The following is a 24,362-nucleotide window of genomic DNA, read 5'->3' as shown; positions in this document are numbered from 1 at the left end:
GCTTAGGCTGGGTGAGGGTTTAATCCAGCAACGCGCTGGCGAACTCTGCGGCGCAAAACGGCTGTAGATCATCAATTTGTTCTCCCACGCCAATGAAGTACACGGGGATAGGCCGCTGTCGCGCAATCGCGGCGAGGATGCCGCCTTTAGCCGTGCCATCAAGCTTGGTCACAATCAATCCGGTGAGACCAAGGGCATCATCAAAAGCTTTCACCTGCGCGAGGGCATTCTGTCCGGTATTTGCGTCAATCACCAGCAGCACTTCGTGCGGGGCCCCGTCCATCGCCTTACCGATGACGCGTTTGATCTTTTTTAACTCCTCCATCAAATGTAATTGTGTCGGTAGGCGCCCAGCGGTGTCCGCCATGAGTATATCTAGCTTACGTGCGCGCGCGGCGTTAAGGGCGTCGAAAATGACCGCGGCGGGGTCACCGCTTTGCTGTGAAATCACATTGATCTGATTACGCTCACCCCACAGTGCAAGCTGTTCGTGTGCGGCGGCGCGAAAAGTGTCACCCGCGGCCAGCAACACAGATTGTCCGTGTTGCTGTAAATGTTGGGCCAGTTTGCCAATGCTGGTGGTTTTACCTGCGCCGTTGACGCCCGTGATCATCATCACCAAGGGTTGCGCGCGGCCCAGTACTAATGTGTGCTCAAGTGGTTTTAATAAATCAATCAAGAGCGCGCGCAAGGCAGATTTGACTGCTTCACCTTCATTCAGCCGCTCAGCGCTTACTTTCTGACGTAGAGCACTCAGTAGAAAATCGCTCGCTTCAATGCCTGTGTCGGCCATTAATAGCGCAGCTTCGAGCTCTTCAAAAAGGGCCTCATCGACTTTTGCGCCAGCAAAAATGCTGGTAAAGCTGTTACGCGTCTTCGCTAAACCTGATTTTAGTCGGCTTACCCAGGAGGTTGAGCGGTTGGCAGTAGGCTCTGTGCTCGGCAGATTTTTAGCCTGAGTGCTGGCTTTTGATTTATTCTCTGGCTCAGAAGGTGCCGGGGTCGATGTTGAGCCCTTATTAAGATTTTTGAAGAAGCTAAACATGGTTTATAGTTTCGAGAACTTGGCTTGGAAAGCGCTCAGTGTGGATGCAAAAGAAGCGTTTATTCTAGCAGATGGAATGGAAAGCCCTCTCCTTATGGAGCATGTATCAGTGCTTTCATCATGATTGGGTATTTTTAGTGTAAGCAAAATGCGCTTAGTCGAAAATCACGGTGTCTAGGACTGTTGATCAATCAGCATTGAGTTCAATTAATTTATGTTGCTGAATAAGAATATATTGAAAAAGCTAGCTAAAGCAGTTATGCCATTACGCGTTATGGCGCGCGCTTATATGCGAGACCATTTCTTGCGAAGCGGCGCCTGTCTATTGACACTTCTCTGCGTAGCTAGCGTATCGGCTGCCACCTCGAGGACTGAAGGCGCGTCAAGTGCTGACCTCCAACACGCGTTGCCGACAACGGAATTTACTTTAGCTAACGGCTTACGCGTCATCGTGCGTGAAGATCACCGGGCGCCGACTGTGGTGCAGATGCTTTTTTATAAAGCAGGCTCGCTAGATGAGCTAAGCGGTACAACTGGGGTGGCGCATGTGCTCGAGCACATGATGTTTCGCGGCACTCAGCAGCTTGGACCGGGAGAGTTTTCGCAACGCGTGGCAGCTCTCGGCGGCAGCGAGAATGCGTTTACGATGCAAGACTGTACAGCGTATTTCACGCGTATAGAGAAATCGCATCTATCTGAAATCATGGCGTTAGAAGCGGATCGGATGCAAAATCTTGCTATCACAAGCGAACTATTCGAGCGGGAAATTCGCGTGGTGATGGAGGAGCGGCGTTTATCCCTTGAAGATAAACCTGAGGCGCTGCTGGATGAGGCCTTGCAGGCAACGGCATATAATGCGTCGCCTGCGCGCTGGCCGGTGATTGGCTGGCAGGATGATTTGCAACATATGACATGGCTTGACGCCCGGGCGTGGTATGAACGATGGTACGCACCGAATAATGCAGTGCTGGTGGTGGCCGGAGATGTTGCTCCTGCGTCTGTGCGCAGCCAAGCTGAGCGTTGGTTTGGCGCGATTCCAGCACGGCCATTGCCGGCGCGTAAACCACAAAATGAACCGCTTCAGCGCGGCTTGAAACGCGTGACGATCAAAGCGCCTGCTGATGTGCCGCGCGTCGTATTGGCATTCAAAGCCATGCCGTTAGAGGAAAATTCCACTACGAAACAAGATGCTTACGCCCTCAGTGTGCTGGCCGCTGTGCTGGATGGCTATCCAAATGCACGACTGGAAAAACATCTCGTGCGCGAACAACGTCTAGCCGACTGGGTCGATGCCTCTTATAGTATGGTGGCGCGTGGGCCTCAGCTATTTACGCTAAGCGCGATCCCGGCGCAGGGCCGCTCGTTAATCGAGCTAGAAGCCGCTTTACGCAGTGAGCTACGGCGAATTGCGCAAAACGGGGTCAGTGCTCAGGAGCTACAGCGTGTCAAAACGCAACTGTACTCCGCGCGGATCTATGGACGAGACTCCGTCTTTAGCCAAGTGATGGAAATAGGTTTAGCTGAAATGGCAGGGCATTCATGGCGCGCCATCGAGCCCATGGATCAAGCCCTCAATGCGGTGACGGCACAAGATGTGCAAGCGGTGGCGGCGCGTTATTTTAGCGATGATCAGCTGACCGTGGCTACGCTGATGCCACCGCACACGCAGTCAACGCCGCGCTTGAGAAAAAGATCGCAAGGAAAGTAATGGAACCAGTCAGGATGCCGCTTAGGATTAAATTTTTACGTTTAACGACTCTGCTTGCCGCAGTCGTGCTGGGATGGCCGGCGCCGTTATTGGCTGGACCGTTGATTCAGCAATGGACCGCACCGTCGGGGGCAAAAGTACTGTTGGTTGAAGATCACGCGATTCCAATGCTCGATATTCAAGTCAATTTTGCTGCGGGTAGCCGTTATGATCCATCTAACCGCAGCGGATTAGCTGCCATGACGGCGCACATGTTGAGTGCGGGAATGCGTACGGCCAAAGGTTGCTTAGGGTTGACCGAAGCGCAGATTGAAGACCGCTTAGCCGAGATTGGCGGCGTGATCTCGGATACCGTGGATGGCGATAGCGCGGCTTTGCGCTTGCGCACATTGTCAGCCGCGCCCAAGCGTGATGCGGCGCTGGCGGTTTTTGCAGGCATTTTGCAGTGTCCGGCTTTGCCGGAAAAAAAGTTAGTCCGTGAAAGGCAGCGTGTGATCACGGCTCTCAAGGTGTCGGAAAAGCAGCCACAGGCGCAGGCTGAAAAGGCCTTCAAGGCCGCCGTATTTGGCGCGCATCCATATGGCGCATCGCCTGACCCCAAAAGCATTGCAGCTTTGACGCAAGCCGACCTTACGTCGTTCTATCAGGCGCACTATACTGCCCAGCATGCGGTCCTCAGCATTGTCGGCGACTGTGACCGGGCGCAAGCAGAGCGCATTGCTGAGCAACTGATGCGCGCGTTGCCAGATAGCGCGCCAGGCGCAGTGCTGCCCCCGGTGGTACCGCTATCTGGCTCATCTGAGATTAAGCTGCTGAATCCGGCCTCGCAAGCGCACATTTTGATTGGCGCGCCCGCCATTGCACGAGGTGACCCGGATTATTTTCCGTTATTAGTGGCGAATCAAGTGCTAGGTGGTGGCACACTGATCTCTCGACTCGGGCATGAAGTGCGGGAGCAGCGCGGCTTGTCCTATGGCGTATACAGCGCTTTCATTCCTGCAGCGCAGCCGGGTAGTTTCCAAATTAGCCTGCAAACACGCAAAGACCAGGCTTATGAGGCCCTGGCGGTGGTGCGTGAAACTCTTGCGACATTTATTGCCCAGGGGCCTACCCAAGCAGAATTGAATGCGGCCAAGAATTATCTGGTGAACAGTTTTCCATTGCAACTTGACGGTAATGGCAAGCGGCTGAGGATCGTGGCGACCATAGGTGTTTACGGACTGCCTTTGGATTATCTAGAAACCTGGACTGCGCGTGTCAATGCAGTGACGCGTGCCGAAGCGCAAGCCGCATTTGCAAAACATGTGAATGTAAACCAGATGGCGACCGTATTAGTCGGCGCGCCAGCTGCACGCTAGAGGTGCAATCAGCATTTTAGTTTATGGCTATTTCATCTGAATTTTCTACTGCAGCAGCGCGTACGCGCGCTGCTGCACATTCGGTTCGCATCATCGGCGGGGCTTGGAAGCGCACGCATTTGCCGGTGCTGGATATGGGCGAATTGCGGCCAACCCCTGATCGGGTTCGTGAAACACTATTCAATTGGTTGGGCCAAGGGCTTGATGGCTTGGTTTGCCTGGATTTATTTGCCGGGAGCGGCGCATTAGGTTTCGAGGCTGCCTCGCGAGGCGCTGCGCGCGTGCTGATGGTTGAGCGACAATTACGGATTGTACAGCAACTACGGTGCAATCGAGAAAAGCTCGCGGCTCAGACAATAGAAATTGTCCATGCGGATGCGCTAAAATTTGCCTGTGGGCTTGCCGCGGGCAGTTTTGATTTAATTTTCCTTGACCCCCCGTTTGCTACGAACTTGCTTGAACCTGCATTAAAGCTGTGTATGCCGCTTGTGCGCATAGGAGGCGCCATTTATATTGAATCATCTAGGTCACTGGCCCGGGGCAAGCAACTGGTCTTGCCAACGGATGCTATCTCGACGGGCGACCCATCTGGGTTAGCGCTGACGGGTGAGCAGATGGAGTGGAGCGTCGTACGGCACGGTAGGGCAGGGGCCGTGCATTATCATTTACTTCGCCGTCTGGCTAGCCAGGCTGGCGACATTTTGCCTTCTGATGGGGAAACGGCATGATCGTTGCAGTGTATCCGGGGACCTTTGATCCGTTCACGCGCGGCCACGAGGATATTGTGCGCCGGGCCGCCAGCATTTTCGACAAACTAATTATCGGGGTTGCCGATAGTCGTAATAAACAACCTTTTTTTACACTCGATGAACGGCTGGCGATTGCGCGCGAAGTTCTTGGACATTATCCTAATGTTCAAATCGAGAGTTTTAAGGGCTTACTAAAAGATTTCGTACGTAGCCATGAAGCGCGCGTAATTGTGCGTGGCCTGCGCGCCGTGTCAGATTTTGAATATGAATTTCAAATGGCCGGCATGAATCGTTATCTAATGCCGGATATTGAAATGATGTTTATGACCCCGGCTGACCAGTACCAATTTATTTCCGGTACGATTGTGCGAGAAATCGCGCAACTGGGCGGCGATATTAGCAAATTTGTCTTTCCATCGGTCGAAAAAAAGATCAAAGAAAAAGTCGCGGTGCTCGCGGCTGAGGTTGATCGTTATAGCCTGCGGCAACAGGTGCAGGGATAAGTTATGGCGCTGATGATTACCGATGAGTGCATTAATTGCGACGTTTGTGAACCGGAATGCCCAAATGACGCGATTTCAATGGGGACTGAGATTTACGTCATTGACCCGAGTAAATGTACTGAATGCGTCGGACATTTTGATGAACCGCAATGCCAGCAAGTATGTCCAGTTGAGTGCATTCCGCTTAACCCTGAATATACTGAAACACGCGTCCAGTTACTGCAGAAATATCATAAACTGGTGGTGCAAAAGGGAGAGTAATCAATGGCAGATTGCCCGCTACGGCCGAATAGTTCATTATCGCGAACGGTCCCGAAATACCGCGCGTCCTCCCTTTTAGACTGAGGCGTATGCTATTTCTGTATAGCCGACTAGCGCACGCTTTTGGGCAGTATCTAGCTTAGGTGAACGGTGCATCTGCCGTATAGGATAAAATACGCTTATTCTGCCGTCTCAGTGAAATCTTATGAAGCCGAAGTTTTGAGAGCGCTTAGCGGTGTTATTTTTGACCTTTCTAACAGGAGGCGGCTATTTTGTTGCACGCTTTGCTTGAATTTTTCTCTCATGGCTTATTGAATTTGTCATATTGGCAAATTGCCATCTATACCCTTGCTGTAACCCATATCACGATTATTGGGGTGACAGTTTATCTGCATCGTTGCCAAGCGCACCGTGCGCTTGAGTTACATCCAATCGTCAGTCATTTTTTCCGGCTTTGGTTATGGCTAACCACGGGTATGGTGACGGGTCAGTGGGCCGCCATTCACCGTAAACATCATGCCAAATGTGAAACCGATGAAGATCCGCACAGCCCGCAACGGCGCGGCATCTGGAAAGTATTGCTAGAAGGCGCCGAATTGTACCGAGCGGAAGCAAAAAATCAAGAAACACTGAGCAAATATAGCCGTGGCACGCCTGATGATTGGCTTGAACGCAATGTATATGGCAAGCATTCGGTGCTTGGCGTCTCCCTGATGATGATCATCAATATTGCGCTTTTTGGTGTGGTTGGTGTGTCAGTGTGGGCGGTGCAGATGATTTGGGTGCCGTTTTGGGCGGCCGGCGTGGTGAATGGGCTTGCGCACTATTGGGGTTATCGCAATTATGATTGCGCCGACGCCAGCACCAACATTTTCCCATTGGGGATATTAATTGGCGGCGAAGAATTACATAACAATCACCACACTTTTGCTACCTCAGCTAAGCTATCGAGTAAATGGTATGAGTTCGATATTGGCTGGATGTATATTCGGATTTTGTCTGCGCTACGACTGGCTACAGTCAAAAAAGTGGCGCCCGTACCCAAACTGACACAAGGCAAGCCGGCACTGGATCTTGAGACTTTGCAGGCGGTCTTGGCGAATCGTTATGAGGTGATGGCGCGTTACGCCAAGACCGCAAAGCGTGCATATCGGCAGGAATTGGTGCACCTTAAAGAACTCGGCGGCCAAGAAAAATATCTGTTGGTTAAAAGCGCGCGTGAATGGTTTCATAACGAAAGCACTCGCCTCGAGAAATTTCAAAAAGAGCAGTTGCCACACATTTTGGCGCATAGTAATGCATTGCGTACCTTTCATGAGCTGCAGGGCGAGCTAGCCGCTATCTGGGAACGCTCAAATGCTTCGCGCGAGCAACTGTTGCATCAGCTACAAACTTGGTGTCACCGGGCCGAAGAAAGTGGCATTAAAGCTTTACAAGACTTTTCGCTACGCCTACGCTGTTATTCATGACAATGAAGCAATCTTCGTCGCAAGTTATTAAGGCGGTTGATTTTGACCACCCGCAAACGCAAGGTGCCGTCTGCGGCGTAGGGCGAGGTTGGGCGCGTGTGCCAGACGTGCCGAGCCCAACTGAGCAACTCGCGTTAAAAGAGCGTATTCGTGCTTTGCTCATCCGCCATCAAGCCGTATTGGTGGCGCATTATTATGTGGATGCTCAATTGCAGGAGCTGGCGGATGAAACCGGCGGCTGTGTGGCGGATTCACTAGAAATGGCGCGTTTTGGCCGCGATCATCCCGCGCGCACTTTAGTGGTGGCAGGGGTGCGTTTTATGGGTGAGACTGCCAAAATTCTAAGCCCAGACAAGCGTGTGCTGATGCCTGATCTGGATGCGACTTGCTCACTGGATTTGGGTTGCCCGGCAGATGAATTCTCGGCTTTTTGCGATGCTCATCCAGAGCGCACGGTAGTGGTCTACGCTAACACCAGCGCCGCCGTCAAAGCGCGGGCGGACTGGATGGTAACGTCATCGATTGGCCTCGAGATCATCGCCCAATTGCATGCTCAAGGAGAAAAAATCCTCTGGGCGCCAGATCGCCATCTTGGCCAATATATTCAGCAAAAGACCGGCGCGGATATGTTGCTTTGGCAGGGCTCATGCGTGGTGCATGACGAATTTAAAGGGGTTGAACTGGAACTACTGCGCGCTGAGCATCCGCACGCTAAAGTACTGGTGCATCCAGAGTCGCCGGCTGCCGTGGTGGCGCAAGCGGATGTGGTTGGCTCAACGACGCAATTGATTGCTGCCGCCCAAAACCTCGATGCAACTGAATTTATCGTTGCCACCGATTTAGGGATTTTGTACAAAATGCGCGCAGCAGCGCCGACTAAGCATTTCATTGAAGCGCCAACAGCGGGCAATAGCGCAACCTGTAAAAGTTGTGCATATTGCCCTTGGATGGCGATGAATGGGCTGGCCAACCTCGCCGATGTACTGGAGCGTGGGCATAACGAAATTCAGATTGATGCAGAGATTGCGGCGCGCGCGCGCGTGCCGATTGATCGCATGCTGGATTTTGCCGCGCGTCAGCGTAGTACCGTGCGTGCCAGTGGCGATCTCGCACGCGATGGCGCGTTATTTGCTCATGTTGGGCCTGCTTGAGTGATGAAGCGGAAATCGCTCTGTTAGACTCAGTACCCAACGTATTCTCTTCTTCACAAGATGGCACCCTCTGAAACAATCCGTAGTGAATATGGCGAACTATTTGAGCAGGCGCTGATCCGCACTGTAGCGGATGCGCTGAGTGAGGATATTGGTTCACAAGATCAAACGGGTCGCTTGCTCAATCCGAATCAGATCGGCGCGGCACGCATCATCGTGCGTGAAGCTGCCGTGCTGTGCGGCATACCGTGGGTTACCGAGGTGATGCGCCAGCTTGAGCCAAAGATTACGCTCGAATGGCTTTATCAGGAAGGGGAGCTGATGCGAGCTGGCGATGTGGTTTGCATCGTGCGTGGACCGCTCCGTTTAATCTTGACCGGTGAACGAACTGCGCTCAATTTTTTGCAAATGCTATCAGGGGTAGCGACTGCGACACAGCATTATGTTAAGGCTATTGCAGGCACACAAGCGCGCATTTTCGACACGCGCAAAACTTTGCCAGGCTTACGGCTTGCGCAAAAATATGCGGTCCGTGTTGGCGGTGGCGAGAATCAGCGGCTGGCGTTATATGATGGTATTTTAATTAAAGAAAACCATATCGCCGCAGCAGGTGGCGTCGCTAAGGCGCTGGCTGCCGCTAGTGCGCTGCAGGCGCAGGTGCCGGTCCAAATAGAAGTTGAGACATTGGCTCAGCTTGAAGAGGCGCTGAGCGCACAGGCACGGTTAATTCTGCTGGATAACTTTACCCTTAAGCAACTGCGCGAAGCAGTACGCATCAATGCTGGCCGCGCTGTACTCGAGGTCTCGGGAGGCGTGCATCTAGAGACCGTGCGCGCAATTGCTGAGGTGGGTGTGGATCGAATTTCAATCGGTGCATTGACTAAGCATCTGCAGGCAACGGATTACTCGTTACGGGTGATTGATTAGCGCTGCCGTGCCAGAGCAGCAGGCTCTACCTAATCTGCCAACAGTCTCATCTTGGAAAATATTGTTACACTCACTTCCACATTAAAAAATATCAGCCATTAACTGTTCGTGAGAGGAGGTTAATTTCAGAATCTAGCTTATCGCTTAAAGACTTAATATCGTGTGAAAAACAGTCAACGTAGCTCGCATAATTCATACACAAAAGAATCGGTATCGAGAGGATGGGAATGGTCAGTGCTAATACTGCAAACACCAGCGTATCAACGTTTAACATAAAGAGTATGCTAAACGCCAAGATATAGGCAGCGCTTAAACATAGTAGCCACAGCAGTGAGTTCAGCATAATCGCGCTAAAATTACGCCAACATGCAAGCACACTAAGACCTAGCGCTTTATGTAGCGGCATCCGATGCCAAGTGATTAAAGCTGGCGTAAATCGGGTCAACATACGAAATATTCTGTAAATTATTATCCTTATCATCATTGCGCCTAGCACATAAAACGACGCATAATTTCCTGCTGCTATGTCTTTAATAAATTGATTGGGAGTGACCCATATTAAGACTACCAAAAGCGCTAAAACAGCCGAGATAAAAAGGGCGATCACTTCATATAAACCGAGCAATAGCAGTCGCCCAACAGTTTTTTTATTATACGTGCTGCGTAGAGTTGACTGGGTGGCAAGTAAGGTTGATTTTTGATTGAGTTTTTTGCGGCATACTGCCATAAAGCCGACTCGTATGAATGGACTTAAAAGCCATTCTCCTACAATTAAAAGGGGTAGGATTAAAAACAAACTGCACAAAGAACCGATCAGGAAAATAAAAGGGTTTTGCCCAAACAGCCAAAGCCCTTTTTTAAACCATGTATAACCCGCTTTGGCGGGGAGTTTATTAATATGCATATACAGGGGTGGAAAATTCCTATAAATTAAAGTGGATGCAAAGCTGGCGCTATTATATGAGCACGTAGTATTTTCTCAAAGTACGCCGGGTCATGAGACTTAAGCATTTGCGCTTGACGTGGTAAATAAACATCATAAAGGCGTGGCCTGAGCGGGTGGATGAGGGTACGCCTCTAACGGTGATCCACTGCACGCCCTTTTTGAAGGGGTAGACCCAACACTCGTGTTCTTGCACAGCAATGCCAGCCTGGCATTCACATCGGGGTCAAACCGGCCGCTCGTGGTATGCCAGCGCTCAGAGAGGGTACTGGCTACACAACGCTCGCCTCCCTTGGTGTTGTCACCCGCCACCATTTCGATCACAATAAAATTCCTTGACAAAAACATATTTTACTTTCGATTGATATCGTAAAATAAGGGCCTTTCTTATTTTAGGTTGCGCCCGATGAAACGAACGCTCCAAGGCCGTTATGTCACGATATCGACAACGGGCGAAAAAGCGCGGGCCTTCGTACCCGCACCGCTTCCGCCTTGCCCACCTATCGCTTGGACTGCCGAATTGCGCAGGAAATTCGATCGGGCATTACTCGCGCTAGGACAGTTGGATAGCGTATCAACGCTGCTACCTGACACCTCGCTTTTTCTATACATGTATGTACGTAAAGAGGCGGTGCTCTCATCCATGATCGAAGGGACGCAATCTTCACTCTCCGATTTGTTGTTGTTCGAACTAGATCAAATGCCGGGCGTCCCATTAGATGATGTACGTGAAGTGAGTCACTATGTCGCAGCACTCGAACATGGTTTGCGCCTGCTCAAAGAAGGGCTGCCATTGTCGTTGCGGCTGATTCGAGAAGTGCACAGCGTGCTGTTAGCAGAGGGTCGTGGTTGTAGACTAACCCCAGGGGAATTTCGACGCAGCCAAAATTGGATTGGGGGTACACGGCCAGGCAACGCGGCTTTCGTTCCACCTCCTGCTGAGGAAGTGCTAGCATGTATGAGCAAGCTCGAGCTATTTCTCCATGATCAGCCAGAGCCAACGCCAGTCTTGCTTAAAGCAGCGCTAGCGCATGTACAGTTTGAAACGATCCACCCATTTCTCGATGGTAATGGTCGCTTGGGCCGCCTCCTGATCACGTTGCTTTTATATGAACGGAAGGTGCTACGAGAACCCATGCTCTATCTGAGCCTCTATTTCAAAACCCATCGTCAATACTATTATGAACTGCTCAATAATGTCCGCTTGACTGGTGAATGGGAAGCCTGGCTCGATTTTTTTACTGAAGCCATTACCGTCACTGCTACCCAGGCAGTAGAAACGGCGCAACAACTTCTCGAATTGCTCGCTCAGGATCGAGAAAAAATGAATAGGCTGGGCAGAGCGGCACCTTCTGCTTTGCAAATCCACCAAGTACTTATCGAGCGCCCTGTTACCACCTCGGGCGGGTTAGTAGAGAAAACGGGTCTAACACCCGCCACTGTCAATAAGACATTGGCTCACATGGAAAAACTGGGTATCGTACAAGCACTCACCCCCCAGAAGCGAAACCGCCTGTTCAGTTATGCAAGGTATATAGAAATAGTGGATCGAGGTATAGGGCCGTTGGAGAAGTGACGCGCTTTAGCCTAGAGTTGTGGGGAACTTCTTAGTGGGCCTTTTGTGACAGACCAATTAATATTTAACGCTGCCGCGCCAGCACAGTAGGCCGCGCTTTAGCAAGCTGGTCAGGCCAATCTCGGCTGAAATGTAAACCACGGCTTTCGCGCCGTGAGCACGCACTGTCCACAATCAACGATGCGACATCGACTAGGTTACGTAATTCGAGCAAATCCCGGCTAATACGGAAATTTGCATAATATTCATCGATTTCACTGCGCAAGAGTGCAATTCTATGTTTGGCGCGCGACAAACGTTTATCGGTGCGGACAATGCCAACATAGTTCCACATTAGTCGGCGTAGTTCGTCCCAGTTATGGGTAATCACTACTTCTTCGTCCGGGTCTGTCACGCGGCTTTCATCCCAGGCGGGCAGCGGCGCGCTCGGACGATATGTATGGTTGGCGAAATCGGCTTGAATAGCCAGCGCACTTGAGTGCGCCATGACGACGCATTCGAGCAGAGAATTGCTGGCTAGTCGGTTAGCGCCATGTAAACCAGTGTAAGCCGTCTCTCCAATCGCAAAGAGCCCCGCAATCTCAGTGCGTCCAGACACATCGGTTACCACCCCGCCGCAGGTGTAATGTGCCGCCGGCACAACTGGAATAGGCTGGCGCGTAATATCAATACCAAATTCCAGACAGCGCGAGAGAATGGTTGGAAAATGTGCGTGCAAAAATTCGGCCGGCTGGTGACTAATATCGAGATGAACATAGTCGATGCCGTGCTTTTTAATTTCAAAATCGATGGCGCGCGCCACAATATCGCGAGGCGCTAGCTCAGCGCGTGCATCGTGCGTGGGCATAAAGCGTATGCCATTGCCGTCGCTAGCCGGGAGCTTGAGTAGGCCGCCTTCACCGCGCACCGCCTCGCTGATTAAAAATGATTTTGCATAGGGATGGTAAAGGCAGGTGGGATGGAACTGGATAAACTCCATATTCGCAATCTGGCAGCCTGCCCGCCAAGCGATTGCAATGCCATCGCCGGTTGCGGTATCCGGGTTGGTCGTATATAGATAGACTTTACCTGCGCCGCCAGTGGCGAGTATCGTATGGTGTGCTTGTAGGGTGAGCGTGCGGCCATTGCTTGAATCTAATACGTATAGGCCATTGCAACGCCGCCCGGACGAGCCAGGCAGGGCGGTTGTGATCAGGTCAATCGCAAAATGTTCTTCAAGCAGCGTGATATTAGGGTGTGCCCGTACGCGCTGGGCTAGAGTGGTCACCACCGCATGGCCGGTGGCGTCTGCCGCGTGAATAATCCGCCGGTGACTATGGCCACCCTCGCGGGTTAAATGAAAGCCAAACTCGCTGGCATCATCGCGTGTAAAAGGCACACCTTGCTTGATCAGCCATTCGATTGCCTGCTGGCCCCGTTCGAGGATAAAGCGGGTCATGCTTTCATGACACAGCCCGCCGCCTGCAATCAGCGTATCTTGTACATGGTTTTCAATACTGTCCGCTGCATCCAACGCAGCGGCAATACCGCCTTGCGCCCAGTCGCTTGCGCTGTCTTGTATTGAGCGCTTAGCAATCACCGCTACGCGCAACGTGGGGGCGAGTTTTAAGGCGGCACTTAAGCCTGCCAGGCCGCTGCCTACGATGACAACGTCGAAATTTAAGTGTTTGGAAGATTCTTCAGGGTTTGGCATCTACAAGCCAGGTGCAGCAAAAACCCCGCACGAAGCAACTGCAACAAAACGATGAGGCAGCAGCTGGCGGGGTTTTTGTTTATTCGGTAGTCTAAAACCGCTTACTTGAGCTTTGTTTCTGTATAAGAAACATGCTTGCGCACAACCGGATCGAATTTCATAAGCTCGATCTTTTCTGGTTTAGTGCGTTTATTTTTTGTCGTGGTATAAAAATGACCAGTGCCAGCTGATGATGCTAGCTTGATTTTTTCGCGTCCGCCTTTAGCCATGATTCATACCCCTTAAATTTCGCCACGTGCGCGCAGATCGGCGAGCACGGCATCAATTCCTTTCTTATCGATCAGGCGTAATGCGGCACTCGAGATGCGCAGTCGCACGTCACGATTTTCGCTTTCTACCCAGATGCGACGATACTGCAAATTCGGTAAATAGCGGCGTTTTGTTCTGTTATTGGCATGGGAAACATTGTTGCCAACCATTGGCCCTTTCCCGGTTACCTTACATTTTCGTGCCATTGAGCACTCCTGGTACGCTAAATTCTAGCTGCAGTAGTATGACCACTGCGCGTTGCAAAAAAGATTATAAAAACAGGAGCGAGATTCTAGCATAAAAACTTTCGCTTGGTGCATTTGCGTTCGGTTGGCACATTTTTGTTCGGTTGGTGACGTTTGCGTTTTGTCCCTTTTTTAATTTCACGCCGCAAGCCATTGGCGGACTATATGAACTAATGCATAGCACCTATGCGGTATCTGCGGCAAATCATCTTGCCATCTGCACTTGACCGTTCGCCTCAAAGCCAGCCCCGTTCAGAGAACGACAAAATGGCATTAGAGGCGACGATAAAATGATCCAACAGCTTAATCTCAAATAACGCCAGGACGGCTTGCAGCTGCTTCGTTAAATGTTGGTCGGCCTGGCTCGCGGCGACAGTGCCAGAGGGGTGGTTATGGGCCACGATAAGAGACGCCGCGTTTAATAGTAACGCTTGTCGAGTGATTTCTCGCGGATAAACGGTCGTTTGGGTTAACGTTCCGCGTGATGACTCTTCCGCCCGAATGAGCCGATGGCGCGCATCAAGGTATAGGCAAACAAAAACTTCATAAGGGCGCGTGCCGATCAGCAGTTTTAAATAATCTCGGACCGCCGTGGGCGACTCTAGGTAGGTGTTATTGCGTAATTCTTCGGCTAGAGCGCGTTGAATAAGCTCGCTGATTGCATGGAGTTGAGCAATTTTGGCGGGTCCCATGCCATGCACGGCGTTCAGATCCGCATGTGAAGCGTTCAGTAAAGCGCGTAGCGAACCAAAATGATTGATTAAAGTGCGCCCAAGGTCAACCGCGCTTTGTCCGGCGACCCCAACGCGTAAAAAAATGGCCAGCAGCTCGGCATTTGATAAGGCCGCGGGGCCGGCATTGGCTAATTTTTCGCGCGGGCGTTCGCTATTTGGCCAAGCGTGAATGGGATGGCTGGTTCCGTTGTCTAACTGTCTCATCTGGGTTAAGTCGCTTACAATATCGTTTTTTTGTGTTTTACGGTGCAGTTTTTTTGCCACCGGTTTGATAAATATTGATTAAGCATCGCATGACCCTGACTAATATTAATGTAGTGAAGCAAGGCTCGCACATTACGCTGCACTACCGCCTCTCGTTAGCAGAGGGCGCTGATATCGTGAATACTTTCGATGATCGGCCGGCTACTTTGTTATTAGGAGCCGGTCAGATCGCACCGCCGCTTGAGGCTATTTTGCTCGGAATGAAAGTAGGAAGCCATTCTACCTTTCGGCTAACACCGGAGCAGGCTTTTGGGGTGCGCAACCCCGCGTTGATTCAAAAAGTCACGTTAACGACTTTGCACGAACATGGGGTGGGTAGTGATGAATTTGTGCCAGGAGATTTAGTTGAATTCAATGCACCCAGCGGCGGGCGTTATGCGGGGGTGTTAAAAGAAATAGATGCAAGTGGAGCGCTGTTTGATTTTAATCACCCGTTAGCGGGTCAAGCGCTTGTTTTTGAGGTGCACATTATTGGTATTTTGTAGAGGCATATCATGACGCACCCTGCTTTAACCGATACTGAAGCTGAGATTCTGCTGGCGCAGCCACGCGGATTTTGCGCCGGAGTTGATCGCGCGATTGAAATTGTCGAGCGTGCGCTGGCGCGTTTTGGCGCGCCAGTTTATGTGCGCCACGAAATTGTTCATAATGCCTATGTGGTGAGCGATTTGCGCCGCAAAGGGGCTATTTTTATTGAGTCGCTTGAGCAAGTGCCTGCCGGTAGCACGGTTATTTTTAGTGCGCATGGCGTGCCCAAGGAAGTACATGCGCAAGCTCAAAGCCTTGGTTTACATATTTTCGATGCAACCTGCCCATTAGTGACAAAGGTGCATGTCGAAGTGGCTAAAATGTGGGCCAATGGCTATGAGATCATTATGATTGGACACAAAGGCCATCCCGAAGTTGAAGGCACGATGGGACAAGTGCGCGATAGAATGCATCTCGTGGAAGATCTAGCCGATGTTGAGCAGCTGCAAGTGACTGATCCGCAAAAGCTGGCGTATGTGACGCAAACGACCTTATCGGTTGACGATGCAGCGCAGGTGATCGCGGCGTTAAAGAAACGCTTCCCGGCGATTCTCGGGCCAAAGAAGCAAGACATTTGCTATGCCACGCAGAATCGGCAAGATGCTGTCAAATTTATGGCGCCGCAATGCGATCTGGTGATTGTAGTGGGCAGTCCGAACAGTTCAAATTCAAATCGTCTGCGCGAAGTGGCTCAAAAGCTTGGCATTCCATCTTATATGGTAGATGAGCCGGCGCAAATTGACCCGGCCTGGCTTGTGGGCAAACGTCGAATTGGCGTCACGGCAGGCGCATCAGCGCCTGAAGCGCTCGCGCAATCGGTGATTGAACGCTTGCGCACACTTGGCGTGGCGAAGGTGCGTACCTTAGAGGGCGTTGCTGAAAACGTGTCTTTCCCGCTGCCGCGTGAACTGAGTGCATTAGCCAGTGGCCCGGAAAATTCAAATAAGCCAAATTGAGGAGGGTAAGTGGATATTTTTATCCAGCAAATTCTGAATGGTTTAGTGCTGGGTAGTGTTTATGCACTGATTGCACTAGGCTATACCATGGTTTATGGCATTTTGGGCATTATCAATTTTGCTCATGGTGACGTGCTGATGGCCGGCGCGCTCATCGCGCTCTCGGTGATTAAGCTTATCCAAGCGTACTGGCCACAGCTTGGACCTATACCGACGTTATTGATGGCCCTGGCAGTCGCTGCATTTGCCTGTGCGACTCTGGCCTATGTGATCGAGCGGGTGGCCTACCGGCCACTACGTAATGCACCGCGGCTGGCGCCATTAATCACGGCGATTGGCGTCTCGATTTTGCTGCAAACACTGGCGATGATGATCTGGTCACGCGATCCATTGATGTTTCCGCAATTGCTGCCGACAGATCCAATTAATGTGATTACACCTAAAGGCGATCAGCCGGGGGCAGTGATTTCAATGACTGAGATCATTATTATTGTGGTTGCTTTTATCACCATGGGTGGTTTATTGCTGTTGGTTCATAAAACCCGCCTTGGCCGCGCGATGCGCGCCACCGCGGAAAACCGAGCAGTGGCAAGCTTAATGGGCGTGAACCCCAATCTTGTGATTTGCGCCACTTTTATGATTGGGGCGGCACTGGCGGCACTGGCCGGCGTGATGATTGCTTCCGAATATGGCAATGCCCATTTCAATATGGGCTTTATCCCGGGGATTAAAGCCTTTACTGCGGCGGTTCTAGGAGGTATCGGTAACCTAGGCGGTGCGGTGGTAGGTGGGATCTTGCTCGGTGTTATCGAGCAACTGGGCGCGGGTTATATTGGGGATTTGACCGGCGGTGTATTTGGCAGTAATTATCAAGATGTATTTGCCTTTATGGTGTTAATTGTCGTGTTGGTGCTCCGGCCATCTGGTTTGTTAGGCGAGCGGGTTGCTGACCGTGCATAAAGCATCGCATGACTCTGACGTAGCCGGCTCTATAAAGCGCCGGTATCAGCCTTGGTTTTGTGATTAACTCCTCCTATATTAAGTTTTGCTTAAACATATGATAGCGTTCACTACAAAAAAACCAGTGACAGCCTATGTCGGCATGATATTGCTTGCGCTCACGCTGCTTTTAGCGCCGATTTTGATTGGTGCGGTGGGCGGCAATTATTGGGTGCGGGTGCTTGACTTTGCCATGCTCTATGTGATGCTGGCATTGGGTCTGAATGTGGTGGTTGGCTTTGCCGGTTTGCTTGATTTAGGGTACATCGCATTCTATGCGGTGGGCGCATATACCGCAGCTTTTTTATCGTCCCCGCATCTATTGATGCAATTTGATTGGATTGCCCAATTACTGCCAGCTGGACCACACTTCTCAATTTGGTTGATTTTGCCCATTGCATTTGCCATGGCAGCCCTCTTTGGCGTTTTGTTGGGCGCGCCGACGCTGCGTTTGCGTGGCGATTATTTGGCTATCGTGACGCTTGGCTTTGGCGAGATTGTGCGGATTTTTCTGAACAACCTTGACCGCCCGTTCAATATTACCAACGGCCCAAAAGGGATCGCCAATATTGCACCCGTTACTATATTTGGCTTTGATTTATCGAAGACGCATACTTTTTGGGGCCTGAACTTTCCCTCCGTCTATTTATATTATTATCTATTTGCCGCGCTTGCTGTGCTGGTGGTTTTTGTTTCTATCCGGCTGCAGCACTCTCGCATCGGCCGGGCTTGGGCAGCCATTCGCGAAGATGAAACGGCGGCCCAAGCGATGGGTATTAATACGCGTAATATGAAGCTGCTCGCATTTGCCATGGGCGCTTCATTTGGCGGTGTGTCGGGAGCCATGTTCGCGGCTTTCCAAGGTTTTGTCTCACCTGAATCTTTCACTTTTTGGGAATCCATTGTGGTGCTATCTTGCGTTGTGCTGGGTGGCATGGGGCATATTCCAGGTGTGATTTTGGGTGCGTTACTCCTTTCACTCTTCCCAGAGTTTTTGCGCTCGACAATGGGACCTTTACAGCATGCGCTATTTGCTTGTGAAATTGTCGACGCCGAGGCCATTCGCCAACTATTTTATGGTTTGACCATGATTATTATCATGCTTTACCGTCCTGCTGGCTTATGGCCGGCCGCTAAGCATGAAGACCGCATGATGGCTAAAAAAGCCAAGCGCAATTGCATTGGGCGTATATGAACCTTGAGACGATAGTACCCACTCAACCCATTCATTTATCGGTTAAAGGCGTCAATAAAAGTTTTGGTGGCTTGCAGGCACTGCATGACGTGAGTTTAGAGATCGTCAGCGGACATATTTATGGCCTGATCGGCCCAAACGGGGCAGGCAAAACCACCCTTTTCAATGTGTTAACGGGCTTATCTAAGTCCGATGCCGGTACCTTTATACTTGATGGCGAGCCTTATCAGCCCACTGCGGTGCATCAAGTGGCGCGCGCCGGAATTGCGCGCACCTTCCAAAATATCCGTCTATTCGGTGGCATGACAGCGCTTGAAAATGTCATGGTGGGGCGCCATGTGCGTACGCGGCAAGGACTATTAGGAGCGGTCTTGCGCACGCCTGCTGAACGTCGTGAAGAAAAAGAAATTAAAGAATATGCTCGCGCTTTACTCGATTATGTTGAGATTGGACAGTATGCGGGTTACACGGCCCGTAACTTATCGTACGGTCACCAACGCCGGCTTGAGATCGCGCGTGCATTGGCAACTGAGCCGAAACTGCTGGCCCTCGATGAGCCTGCAGCTGGCATGAATGCCACTGAAAAAGTAGATTTGCGTCAGTTACTCGAAAAAATTCGCAACGATGGTAAAACCATTTTGTTGATCGAACACGATGTGAAACTTGTGATGGGGCTATGTGACCGAATGACCGTGCTGGAGTACGGTAAAGTGATTGCCACTGGGTCAGCGCAGGAGGTCCAAAAAAACCCTAAAGTTATCGAAGCCTATCTGGGCACAGGAGGCAGTTAATGTCAGCACTCTTAAAAATCAAAGGGCTGCAACTGGCTTATGGCGGCATTCAAGCGGTTAAGGGGATCGACTTAGAAATCTTTGAAGGTGAGTTGGTCACGCTTATCGGTGCTAACGGCGCCGGTAAAACAACCACCATGAAGGCAATTTGCGGTTTAAAAAGCTGCGCTGCTGGCGATATCGAGTATCGTGGTGAATTGCTCAGAGGCATCCCTGCGCACGAATTGCTCAAACGTGGGCTCGCTATGGTTCCTGAAGGGCGTGGCATTTTTGCGCGCATGACCATTCTCGAAAACATGCGCATGGGTGCCTATTTGCGTCATGATACCCGCGGCATTAAGCAAGACATTGAGCAGATGTTCGTTTATTTCCCGCGTTTGAAAGAGCGTCTATCGCAGCTTGCCGGCACCCTTTCGGGCGGGGAGCAGCAGATGCTGGCCATGGCGCGCGCGCTCCTGAGTCGGCCCAAGCTACTGCTCCTGGATGAGCCATCAATGGGCCTCTCGCCATTGATGGTTGAGCGCATTTTTGAAGTCGTGCGGGAAATTTCAGCGCAAGGGCTGACTATTTTGTTGGTTGAGCAAAACGCGCGGCTTGCGCTCCACGCGGCTAATCGTGCTTATGTGATGGAATCTGGGCTGATCTCCATGTCTGGAGACGCCAAACAGATGCTCGGAGATCCGCAAGTGAGGGCGTCTTATTTAGGAGAATGATTGGCTCGGGTATGCTCAATCCGCACGCCGCAGTATCAATTCGCCTGAATCCGTCTTGCTGATGGTCAGTGTATCTCCCACCTTCCAGCCCAATTGAGCCAGCAGTTCGTCGGGCAACTCGACGATGCTGTCACCGCTACCATCCCCTGCATACAGGCAAGTGGTGCGCCACATAATGGCCTGTGTACCTGCTCCGGACGGCAAATATTTCAGTAAGGTTTCTAGTAATTCTGCCTCATCGTCCGGTAGCGTGAGCCAACTTGCGCAGACATGATCGGAATATTCCGCCCACGCATAGACTACGTTGTCGTCAGAGACATGGCGACCGGCCGTATGTAGACAATGCTGCATACGAGTAATGTCGGTGGCGAATTGTTGGGCAAGTTTCTGTCGTTCACTAAACGTCGGCATCATGACTCTTTCCTTTATTGATACTGCTTGCCAGTAGTTCTCTTATCCACTGCTGCATCCATGACGGGACCGTGTGCAAGCCAGTTTGCAGATCATTATAAATCTTATCCGATTGAATTGGATCGTTAGATTTCCCAACTGGATAGGGCGCAGCCGACCATGCGTTGCAAGGTTTTATCGACCGCATCGCGACCGCCTAGGTCAAGGAAATCCACCGGTGTCCATACGGTGTCTACCGGGGCTTGATCAATGCGTTGCACGATCAACGACTTGATGTTTGGAGGTGGATTAAGTGTATTTTGCCTCATGTCCGAAAATTATATACAATTTTCGGACATGATCAAGCTGGCCTGAGAGAGGTGATGCCATAGATTTATCACCAATGATAAAAGCGCGCTTTGATTGCCTTCGCCGTGGAGGCTGTATATTATTGGTGTTCTCTACGGTGCGTAAGTTGGTGATGTAGAGCGTTGTGTCATTTGCTAAATTCGAGCGATCAATGTTGCTTGGCTCGCCATGGCCCGGATATAGCAAGAAAGAGCATGCCACTGGCCGAAACTTCAGGTTTATTAGCAGCAGGAAATGGTGCGAGCGGTAAAACATAGGAAAAGCTGCCGTTTACCTGCTTAGTGCGTATCCGTATACTCGTAAGTGCGCTTTTTTGCCCGGAGTCGACGATGCGAAGAATCAAAAATGCTTGCCGTACCGCGCAAGCAAGATAACGATACCTACTCACTATGCGCCCGTTCCCCACTTCTTTGCCTCCGTCTTCAAATCAGCGCAGCGATTGGCAGACAATCACTACACTCTTGCCCTATCTACTGGCCTATAAAGTGCGTGTCGCGCTCGCGTTGGCCTGCTTGATTAGCGCGAAAATCGCGAATTTGGGTGTGCCGATTGTGATGAAAGCGATTGTCGATCAACTCGCGGTAACTAATCGGCTGCCGGCATCGGCGTATGAGACGACGTTTAGCTTGCTCAGCAGCATTGGTCTGCTGGTTGTGGCGTATGCGGTTGTGCGTTTATCAAGCTCGCTGTTTGCCGAGTTGCGTGAGATTCTCTTTGCGAAAGTGGCTTATAGCGCGGGGCGGCAGGTAGCGCTTGCGGCTTTCCGGCATCTGCATAGATTGTCTTTGCGCTTTCATCTGAAGCGACAAACTGGCGGTGTGTCGCGCGATATCGAGCGTGGCACTCGGGGTGTTCAAACTCTGGTTTCATATTCGCTTTACAGTATTTTGCCGATCGCTATCGAAGTGTTGCTGGTGTTGATTTTTCTCGCGGTCCGCTACGAAGCATACTATGCGATTGTCACCTTTTCCGTACTTGTCGCTTATATCACGTTTACCGTGAAAATGACTGAGTGGCGCACGCAATTAAGGCGCACGATCAACGAACTCGGCTCAGCCGCCAGTACGCGGGCGGTCGATTCGATGCTCAATTACGAAACCGTCAAGTATTTTGGTAATGAGCACTATGAAGCGCAGCGCTACGATGAGCACTTGATGCTTTACCGTAAGGCCGCGATTCGTGCACAAAGATCACTGTCATTGTTGAGTCTTGGCCAGCAGTTAATCATCGCGCTCTGTCTGATCGCAGTTCTGTGGCGGGCGACGCAGGGAGTGCTGGATAAGCAATTAACCTTGGGCGATTTTGTGTTAATTCATACTTTCATGTTGCAACTTTATATTCCGCTCAGTTTCTTGGGCAATAGGTATCGTGTTTTGAAGCAAAGCATTACCGATATGGAGCGGATGTTTTCGCTGTTAGAAATCGAGTCTGAAATTCAGGATATCCAGGGGGCGCCCCCGCTTGCCGTGCGTAGCGCTGAGGTGCGCTTCGAGCATGTCAGCTTCTCCTATGAACCGCCGCGGCAGATTTTGCGTGATCTGACGTTTACGATTGCAGCCGGCACAACCACTGCGGTAGTCGGCCATAGCGGCTCAGGCAAATCAACACTGGTGCGACTGTTGCTTCGTTTTTACGATATCGATAAGGCGGGTGGGGGACGGATTGTGATCGACGGCCAAGACATTCGTGCAGTGACGCAGGATTCACTGCGCGCAGCAATGGGTATCGTACCGCAAGATACCGTGCTTTTCAATGACACGATCTATTACAACATCACGTATGGTCGGCCATCCGCATCGCGAGACGAAGTCATCGCGGCTGCGCGCCATGCGCATATTCATGCTTTCATCGAAAGCCTGCCAGCGGGTTATGACACCCTAGTGGGTGAGCGTGGTCTGAAGTTATCCGGCGGCGAAAAGCAGCGCATTGCGATCGCTCGCGCATTATTGAAAGATCCGCATATTCTCATTTTCGATGAAGCGACGTCAGCGCTCGATTCACGCGCAGAGCGCTCGATTCAGCAAGCGCTGGAGCAGATCGCGCGCAACCGCACAACGCTGATTATCGCGCACCGCCTGTCAACCATCATCCATGCACAGCAGATTCTGGTGATGGATCAGGGCCGTATCATTGAGCGCGGTACCCATCAAGAATTGCTTGCTGCGGGTAATGTGTATGCTCAGATGTGGGCGTTGCAACATCAGCAGCATGCGCCAACGGGTGAAGATGAAATGCTGCCTCTGGTCGCCGATTGAAGTGACTGTGTTCGTGTCGCCAGTTGAGCTCGGCACCGGGGTATGGAGTACAACAGAAACGCCTATCTTAAACCGCTGCGAGATTTGAGATAAGTCGACGCGGGCTAAGACAGTGCGTACACGTGTCCTTTTCTATCAGATGGCACCTGCTTACGGCCATCTGAGGATAGGTTTTTAAGACGGGCCAGGACGTGCTGCGCGAGAGTGATACGCTCGTCAGGCGTTTTCATGAGCGTTTTGATCATATCGATTTCTATCGAATCCGTGCACAAGGCGCTGGCATCACACTCGTCCTGCGGATCAATAACAAGAATGTCAAGAAAATCAGCGTAAAGCGAGGCGATCCCGTCAATGGAAGCCTTGAGCCCTAGTTCATGCATCATTTTGGTCAACGGCCCTTTGACTGCTGCGCCGCCGACCAGCGGTGCAACGGCTAAGATTGGGGCATTACTGGTGCGCAACTGATCGCGCATCCCTGGCAATGCCAGTATCGGCCCAATACTTACGAATGGGTTCGAAGGGCATAAGATGATGCCAGTGAGATCGGGTGCGTTGAGCGCTGCCTCAAGCGCCGGTGATACTCTTGCTGTGGCAGCGCCTTCATAGCGAAAGCCCGAGACGCGCGGCTCACATCGCCGGGCGACGAAATAACTCTGAAAAGCCAAAGCGCCTTCATCTGTCTCAACTATGGTTCTCACTGGGTCATTGGACATCGGGACAATCGTATGCTTGATACCCAAAGTGTTAGCGAGTGTCGTGGTCACGCCGCATAGGCTATTTCCGCCGTCAAGCAAGCTGCGCCGATAAAGGTGAAGTGCTAGGTCCTTAGCACCGAGCTGAAACCAGGTTGGCCCGCCTAGACGAGCCAGTTCTTCCTGCACTAACCAACTCTCGCTAGCACGTCCCCATCCCTTGCCTGCGTCAGCGATGCCTGCGAGCGTATAGACAACTGTGTCTAGATCGGGGCAAATGAGCAAGCCAAAATGCTCAAAATCGTCACCGGTGTTTACCGCAATCGTTAATTCGCCGGGGGGGAGGGCGTGGGCTAATCCAAACGCCAATTTGGCGCCGCCAACCCCGCCGCATAATGCAACATACTTTGCCATCCTATTTTCCTTACGGAGACCCGCATGAGAGCGTTTTTAATGCTGTTGCAGCGGGTGTATACGCTACTTCAGCGTTTTTCACGGCGTCAATCACAAGGCTAGAAATTTAGCTCATGACGCCGCGG

Annotated in this window: 27 protein-coding genes; 16 read left to right on the top strand and 11 right to left on the bottom strand. The window is 51.4% G+C overall.

Features of this window, described 5'->3' with window-relative positions; all coding sequences use genetic code 11:
* Positions 1–19: 19 nt before the first annotated feature.
* Positions 20–1,045, bottom strand: a complete 1,026-nt coding sequence (ftsY, locus tag NQD60_RS08275; RefSeq protein ID WP_257100430.1) for a signal recognition particle-docking protein FtsY — start codon at positions 1,043–1,045, stop codon at positions 20–22.
* Between the two features lie 214 nt (positions 1,046–1,259).
* Between ftsY and NQD60_RS08270 the strand changes: the two genes are divergently transcribed.
* The 8 genes from NQD60_RS08270 (at position 1,260) to nadC (ending at position 9,171) form a co-directional block, all read left to right on the top strand.
* A complete protein-coding gene (locus NQD60_RS08270) occupies positions 1,260–2,753 on the top strand; it encodes a pitrilysin family protein (protein WP_257100429.1) in 1,494 nt (497 codons plus the stop codon).
* Complete coding sequence (locus tag NQD60_RS08265) at positions 2,753–4,111, top strand: pitrilysin family protein (protein WP_257100428.1); 1,359 nt, start codon at positions 2,753–2,755, stop codon at positions 4,109–4,111. The genes NQD60_RS08270 and NQD60_RS08265 overlap by 1 nt, the downstream gene beginning before the upstream one ends.
* A 23-nt stretch (positions 4,112–4,134) precedes the next feature.
* Positions 4,135–4,839, top strand: a complete 705-nt coding sequence (gene rsmD, locus NQD60_RS08260; protein ID WP_257100427.1) for a 16S rRNA (guanine(966)-N(2))-methyltransferase RsmD — start codon at positions 4,135–4,137, stop codon at positions 4,837–4,839.
* Positions 4,836–5,363 (top strand): pantetheine-phosphate adenylyltransferase, encoded by a 528-nt coding sequence (coaD, locus tag NQD60_RS08255; protein ID WP_257100426.1) that lies wholly within the window; start codon positions 4,836–4,838, stop codon positions 5,361–5,363. Before rsmD ends, coaD begins: the two co-directional genes overlap by 4 nt.
* Positions 5,364–5,366: 3 nt before the next feature.
* Positions 5,367–5,624, top strand: a complete 258-nt coding sequence (locus NQD60_RS08250) for a YfhL family 4Fe-4S dicluster ferredoxin (RefSeq protein ID WP_223692442.1) — start codon at positions 5,367–5,369, stop codon at positions 5,622–5,624.
* A gap of 272 nt (positions 5,625–5,896) precedes the next feature.
* Positions 5,897–7,093 carry a fatty acid desaturase gene (locus NQD60_RS08245; RefSeq protein WP_257100425.1) on the top strand — a complete coding sequence of 399 codons (1,197 nt, stop codon included), beginning with the start codon at positions 5,897–5,899 and terminating at the stop codon, positions 7,091–7,093.
* A 2-nt stretch (positions 7,094–7,095) separates the two neighbouring features.
* Positions 7,096–8,244, top strand: a complete 1,149-nt coding sequence (gene nadA, locus NQD60_RS08240; protein ID WP_257100424.1) for a quinolinate synthase NadA — start codon at positions 7,096–7,098, stop codon at positions 8,242–8,244.
* Between the two features lie 60 nt (positions 8,245–8,304).
* Positions 8,305–9,171, top strand: coding sequence for a carboxylating nicotinate-nucleotide diphosphorylase (gene nadC / locus NQD60_RS08235; RefSeq protein ID WP_257100423.1), 867 nt, complete (start codon positions 8,305–8,307; stop codon positions 9,169–9,171).
* Between the two features lie 91 nt (positions 9,172–9,262).
* Here nadC and NQD60_RS08230 read toward each other — a convergent pair whose 3' ends face one another.
* Positions 9,263–10,075, bottom strand: coding sequence for a BPSS1780 family membrane protein (locus NQD60_RS08230; protein ID WP_257100422.1), 813 nt, complete (start codon positions 10,073–10,075; stop codon positions 9,263–9,265).
* A gap of 132 nt (positions 10,076–10,207) precedes the next feature.
* Entirely contained in the window at positions 10,208–10,462 is a 255-nt protein-coding gene (locus NQD60_RS08225) for a hypothetical protein (protein ID WP_257100421.1), read from the bottom strand.
* 58 nt (positions 10,463–10,520) lie between these two features.
* Here NQD60_RS08225 and NQD60_RS08220 point away from each other — a divergent pair, with 58 nt between their 5' ends.
* A complete protein-coding gene (locus tag NQD60_RS08220) occupies positions 10,521–11,690 on the top strand; it encodes a Fic family protein (RefSeq protein ID WP_257100420.1) in 1,170 nt (389 codons plus the stop codon).
* Positions 11,691–11,754: 64 nt separating this feature from the next.
* Here the strand turns inward: NQD60_RS08220 and nadB are convergent, their stop codons facing one another.
* The 4 genes from nadB to radC form a co-directional block, all read right to left on the bottom strand.
* Positions 11,755–13,383 (bottom strand): L-aspartate oxidase, encoded by a 1,629-nt coding sequence (gene nadB, locus NQD60_RS08215; protein ID WP_257100419.1) that lies wholly within the window; start codon positions 13,381–13,383, stop codon positions 11,755–11,757.
* 101 nt (positions 13,384–13,484) lie between these two features.
* Positions 13,485–13,652, bottom strand: a complete 168-nt coding sequence (rpmG, locus tag NQD60_RS08210) for a 50S ribosomal protein L33 (protein WP_223692405.1) — start codon at positions 13,650–13,652, stop codon at positions 13,485–13,487.
* Positions 13,653–13,664: 12 nt separating this feature from the next.
* Positions 13,665–13,898: a 50S ribosomal protein L28 gene (gene rpmB / locus NQD60_RS08205; protein ID WP_223692402.1), complete on the bottom strand. Its 234-nt coding sequence runs from the start codon at positions 13,896–13,898 to the stop codon at positions 13,665–13,667.
* Positions 13,899–14,173: 275 nt separating this feature from the next.
* Complete coding sequence (gene radC, locus NQD60_RS08200) at positions 14,174–14,935, bottom strand: DNA repair protein RadC (RefSeq protein WP_306438071.1); 762 nt, start codon at positions 14,933–14,935, stop codon at positions 14,174–14,176.
* Between the two features lie 29 nt (positions 14,936–14,964).
* Between radC and NQD60_RS08195 the strand changes: the two genes are divergently transcribed.
* The 6 genes from NQD60_RS08195 (at position 14,965) to NQD60_RS08170 (ending at position 20,117) form a co-directional block, all read left to right on the top strand.
* Entirely contained in the window at positions 14,965–15,420 is a 456-nt protein-coding gene (locus NQD60_RS08195) for a peptidylprolyl isomerase (protein ID WP_223692400.1), read from the top strand.
* A gap of 9 nt (positions 15,421–15,429) precedes the next feature.
* Entirely contained in the window at positions 15,430–16,419 is a 990-nt protein-coding gene (ispH, locus tag NQD60_RS08190) for a 4-hydroxy-3-methylbut-2-enyl diphosphate reductase (RefSeq protein ID WP_257100418.1), read from the top strand.
* 9 nt (positions 16,420–16,428) lie between these two features.
* Positions 16,429–17,379: a branched-chain amino acid ABC transporter permease gene (locus tag NQD60_RS08185; RefSeq protein ID WP_257100417.1), complete on the top strand. Its 951-nt coding sequence runs from the start codon at positions 16,429–16,431 to the stop codon at positions 17,377–17,379.
* 97 nt (positions 17,380–17,476) lie between these two features.
* Entirely contained in the window at positions 17,477–18,613 is a 1,137-nt protein-coding gene (locus NQD60_RS08180) for an ABC transporter ATP-binding protein (RefSeq protein WP_257100416.1), read from the top strand.
* The gene (locus NQD60_RS08175) at positions 18,610–19,404 is read left to right on the top strand and encodes an ABC transporter ATP-binding protein (RefSeq protein ID WP_257100415.1); all 795 of its coding nucleotides are present in this window, start codon (positions 18,610–18,612) and stop codon (positions 19,402–19,404) included. The genes NQD60_RS08180 and NQD60_RS08175 overlap by 4 nt, the downstream gene beginning before the upstream one ends.
* Positions 19,404–20,117, top strand: a complete 714-nt coding sequence (locus NQD60_RS08170; RefSeq protein ID WP_257100414.1) for an ABC transporter ATP-binding protein — start codon at positions 19,404–19,406, stop codon at positions 20,115–20,117. Before NQD60_RS08175 ends, NQD60_RS08170 begins: the two co-directional genes overlap by 1 nt.
* Positions 20,118–20,132: 15 nt before the next feature.
* On the opposite strand, the gene NQD60_RS08165 is transcribed toward NQD60_RS08170, so the two are convergent.
* From NQD60_RS08165 to NQD60_RS08155, 3 genes are all read right to left on the bottom strand, one after another.
* Positions 20,133–20,531, bottom strand: coding sequence for a hypothetical protein (locus NQD60_RS08165; protein ID WP_257100413.1), 399 nt, complete (start codon positions 20,529–20,531; stop codon positions 20,133–20,135).
* A gap of 122 nt (positions 20,532–20,653) precedes the next feature.
* The gene (locus tag NQD60_RS08160) at positions 20,654–20,836 is read right to left on the bottom strand and encodes a hypothetical protein (protein ID WP_257100412.1); all 183 of its coding nucleotides are present in this window, start codon (positions 20,834–20,836) and stop codon (positions 20,654–20,656) included.
* 188 nt (positions 20,837–21,024) lie between these two features.
* Positions 21,025–21,264 (bottom strand): hypothetical protein, encoded by a 240-nt coding sequence (locus NQD60_RS08155; protein ID WP_257100411.1) that lies wholly within the window; start codon positions 21,262–21,264, stop codon positions 21,025–21,027.
* Between the two features lies 1 nt (position 21,265).
* On the opposite strand from NQD60_RS08155, the gene NQD60_RS08150 reads away from it, so the two are divergent.
* Positions 21,266–23,131 carry an ABC transporter ATP-binding protein/permease gene (locus NQD60_RS08150; RefSeq protein ID WP_257100410.1) on the top strand — a complete coding sequence of 622 codons (1,866 nt, stop codon included), beginning with the start codon at positions 21,266–21,268 and terminating at the stop codon, positions 23,129–23,131.
* Positions 23,132–23,235: 104 nt separating this feature from the next.
* Here the strand turns inward: NQD60_RS08150 and cofD are convergent, their stop codons facing one another.
* Complete coding sequence (gene cofD / locus NQD60_RS08145; RefSeq protein ID WP_257100409.1) at positions 23,236–24,237, bottom strand: 2-phospho-L-lactate transferase; 1,002 nt, start codon at positions 24,235–24,237, stop codon at positions 23,236–23,238.
* Positions 24,238–24,362: the final 125 nt, after the last annotated feature.

The organism is Mycoavidus sp. SF9855, assembly GCF_024582735.1.
Classification (GTDB): domain Bacteria; phylum Pseudomonadota; class Gammaproteobacteria; order Burkholderiales; family Burkholderiaceae; genus Mycoavidus.
Note: the sequence above shows the minus strand (reverse complement) of the source record. Positions and strands in the feature narration are given on the sequence as shown.

What these genes read in the sequence shown, in the direction of transcription:
- ftsY (WP_257100430.1), bottom strand. Translation starts at nt 1,045, where the DNA reads ATGTTTAGCTTCTTCAAAAATCTTAATAAGGGCTCAACATCGACCCCG.
- NQD60_RS08270 (WP_257100429.1), top strand. Translation starts at nt 1,260, where the DNA reads ATGTTGCTGAATAAGAATATATTGAAAAAGCTAGCTAAAGCAGTTATG.
- NQD60_RS08265 (WP_257100428.1), top strand. Translation starts at nt 2,753, where the DNA reads ATGGAACCAGTCAGGATGCCGCTTAGGATTAAATTTTTACGTTTAACG.
- rsmD (WP_257100427.1), top strand. Translation starts at nt 4,135, where the DNA reads ATGGCTATTTCATCTGAATTTTCTACTGCAGCAGCGCGTACGCGCGCT.
- coaD (WP_257100426.1), top strand. Translation starts at nt 4,836, where the DNA reads ATGATCGTTGCAGTGTATCCGGGGACCTTTGATCCGTTCACGCGCGGC.
- NQD60_RS08250 (WP_223692442.1), top strand. Translation starts at nt 5,367, where the DNA reads ATGGCGCTGATGATTACCGATGAGTGCATTAATTGCGACGTTTGTGAA.
- nadA (WP_257100424.1), top strand. Translation starts at nt 7,096, where the DNA reads ATGAAGCAATCTTCGTCGCAAGTTATTAAGGCGGTTGATTTTGACCAC.
- nadC (WP_257100423.1), top strand. Translation starts at nt 8,305, where the DNA reads ATGGCACCCTCTGAAACAATCCGTAGTGAATATGGCGAACTATTTGAG.
- NQD60_RS08230 (WP_257100422.1), bottom strand. Translation starts at nt 10,075, where the DNA reads ATGCATATTAATAAACTCCCCGCCAAAGCGGGTTATACATGGTTTAAA.
- NQD60_RS08225 (WP_257100421.1), bottom strand. Translation starts at nt 10,462, where the DNA reads ATGTTTTTGTCAAGGAATTTTATTGTGATCGAAATGGTGGCGGGTGAC.
- NQD60_RS08220 (WP_257100420.1), top strand. Translation starts at nt 10,521, where the DNA reads ATGAAACGAACGCTCCAAGGCCGTTATGTCACGATATCGACAACGGGC.
- nadB (WP_257100419.1), bottom strand. Translation starts at nt 13,383, where the DNA reads ATGCCAAACCCTGAAGAATCTTCCAAACACTTAAATTTCGACGTTGTC.
- rpmG (WP_223692405.1), bottom strand. Translation starts at nt 13,652, where the DNA reads ATGGCTAAAGGCGGACGCGAAAAAATCAAGCTAGCATCATCAGCTGGC.
- rpmB (WP_223692402.1), bottom strand. Translation starts at nt 13,898, where the DNA reads ATGGCACGAAAATGTAAGGTAACCGGGAAAGGGCCAATGGTTGGCAAC.
- NQD60_RS08195 (WP_223692400.1), top strand. Translation starts at nt 14,965, where the DNA reads ATGACCCTGACTAATATTAATGTAGTGAAGCAAGGCTCGCACATTACG.
- ispH (WP_257100418.1), top strand. Translation starts at nt 15,430, where the DNA reads ATGACGCACCCTGCTTTAACCGATACTGAAGCTGAGATTCTGCTGGCG.
- NQD60_RS08180 (WP_257100416.1), top strand. Translation starts at nt 17,477, where the DNA reads ATGATAGCGTTCACTACAAAAAAACCAGTGACAGCCTATGTCGGCATG.
- NQD60_RS08175 (WP_257100415.1), top strand. Translation starts at nt 18,610, where the DNA reads ATGAACCTTGAGACGATAGTACCCACTCAACCCATTCATTTATCGGTT.
- NQD60_RS08170 (WP_257100414.1), top strand. Translation starts at nt 19,404, where the DNA reads ATGTCAGCACTCTTAAAAATCAAAGGGCTGCAACTGGCTTATGGCGGC.
- NQD60_RS08165 (WP_257100413.1), bottom strand. Translation starts at nt 20,531, where the DNA reads ATGATGCCGACGTTTAGTGAACGACAGAAACTTGCCCAACAATTCGCC.
- NQD60_RS08160 (WP_257100412.1), bottom strand. Translation starts at nt 20,836, where the DNA reads ATGAGGCAAAATACACTTAATCCACCTCCAAACATCAAGTCGTTGATC.
- NQD60_RS08150 (WP_257100410.1), top strand. Translation starts at nt 21,266, where the DNA reads ATGCGCCCGTTCCCCACTTCTTTGCCTCCGTCTTCAAATCAGCGCAGC.
- cofD (WP_257100409.1), bottom strand. Translation starts at nt 24,237, where the DNA reads ATGGCAAAGTATGTTGCATTATGCGGCGGGGTTGGCGGCGCCAAATTG.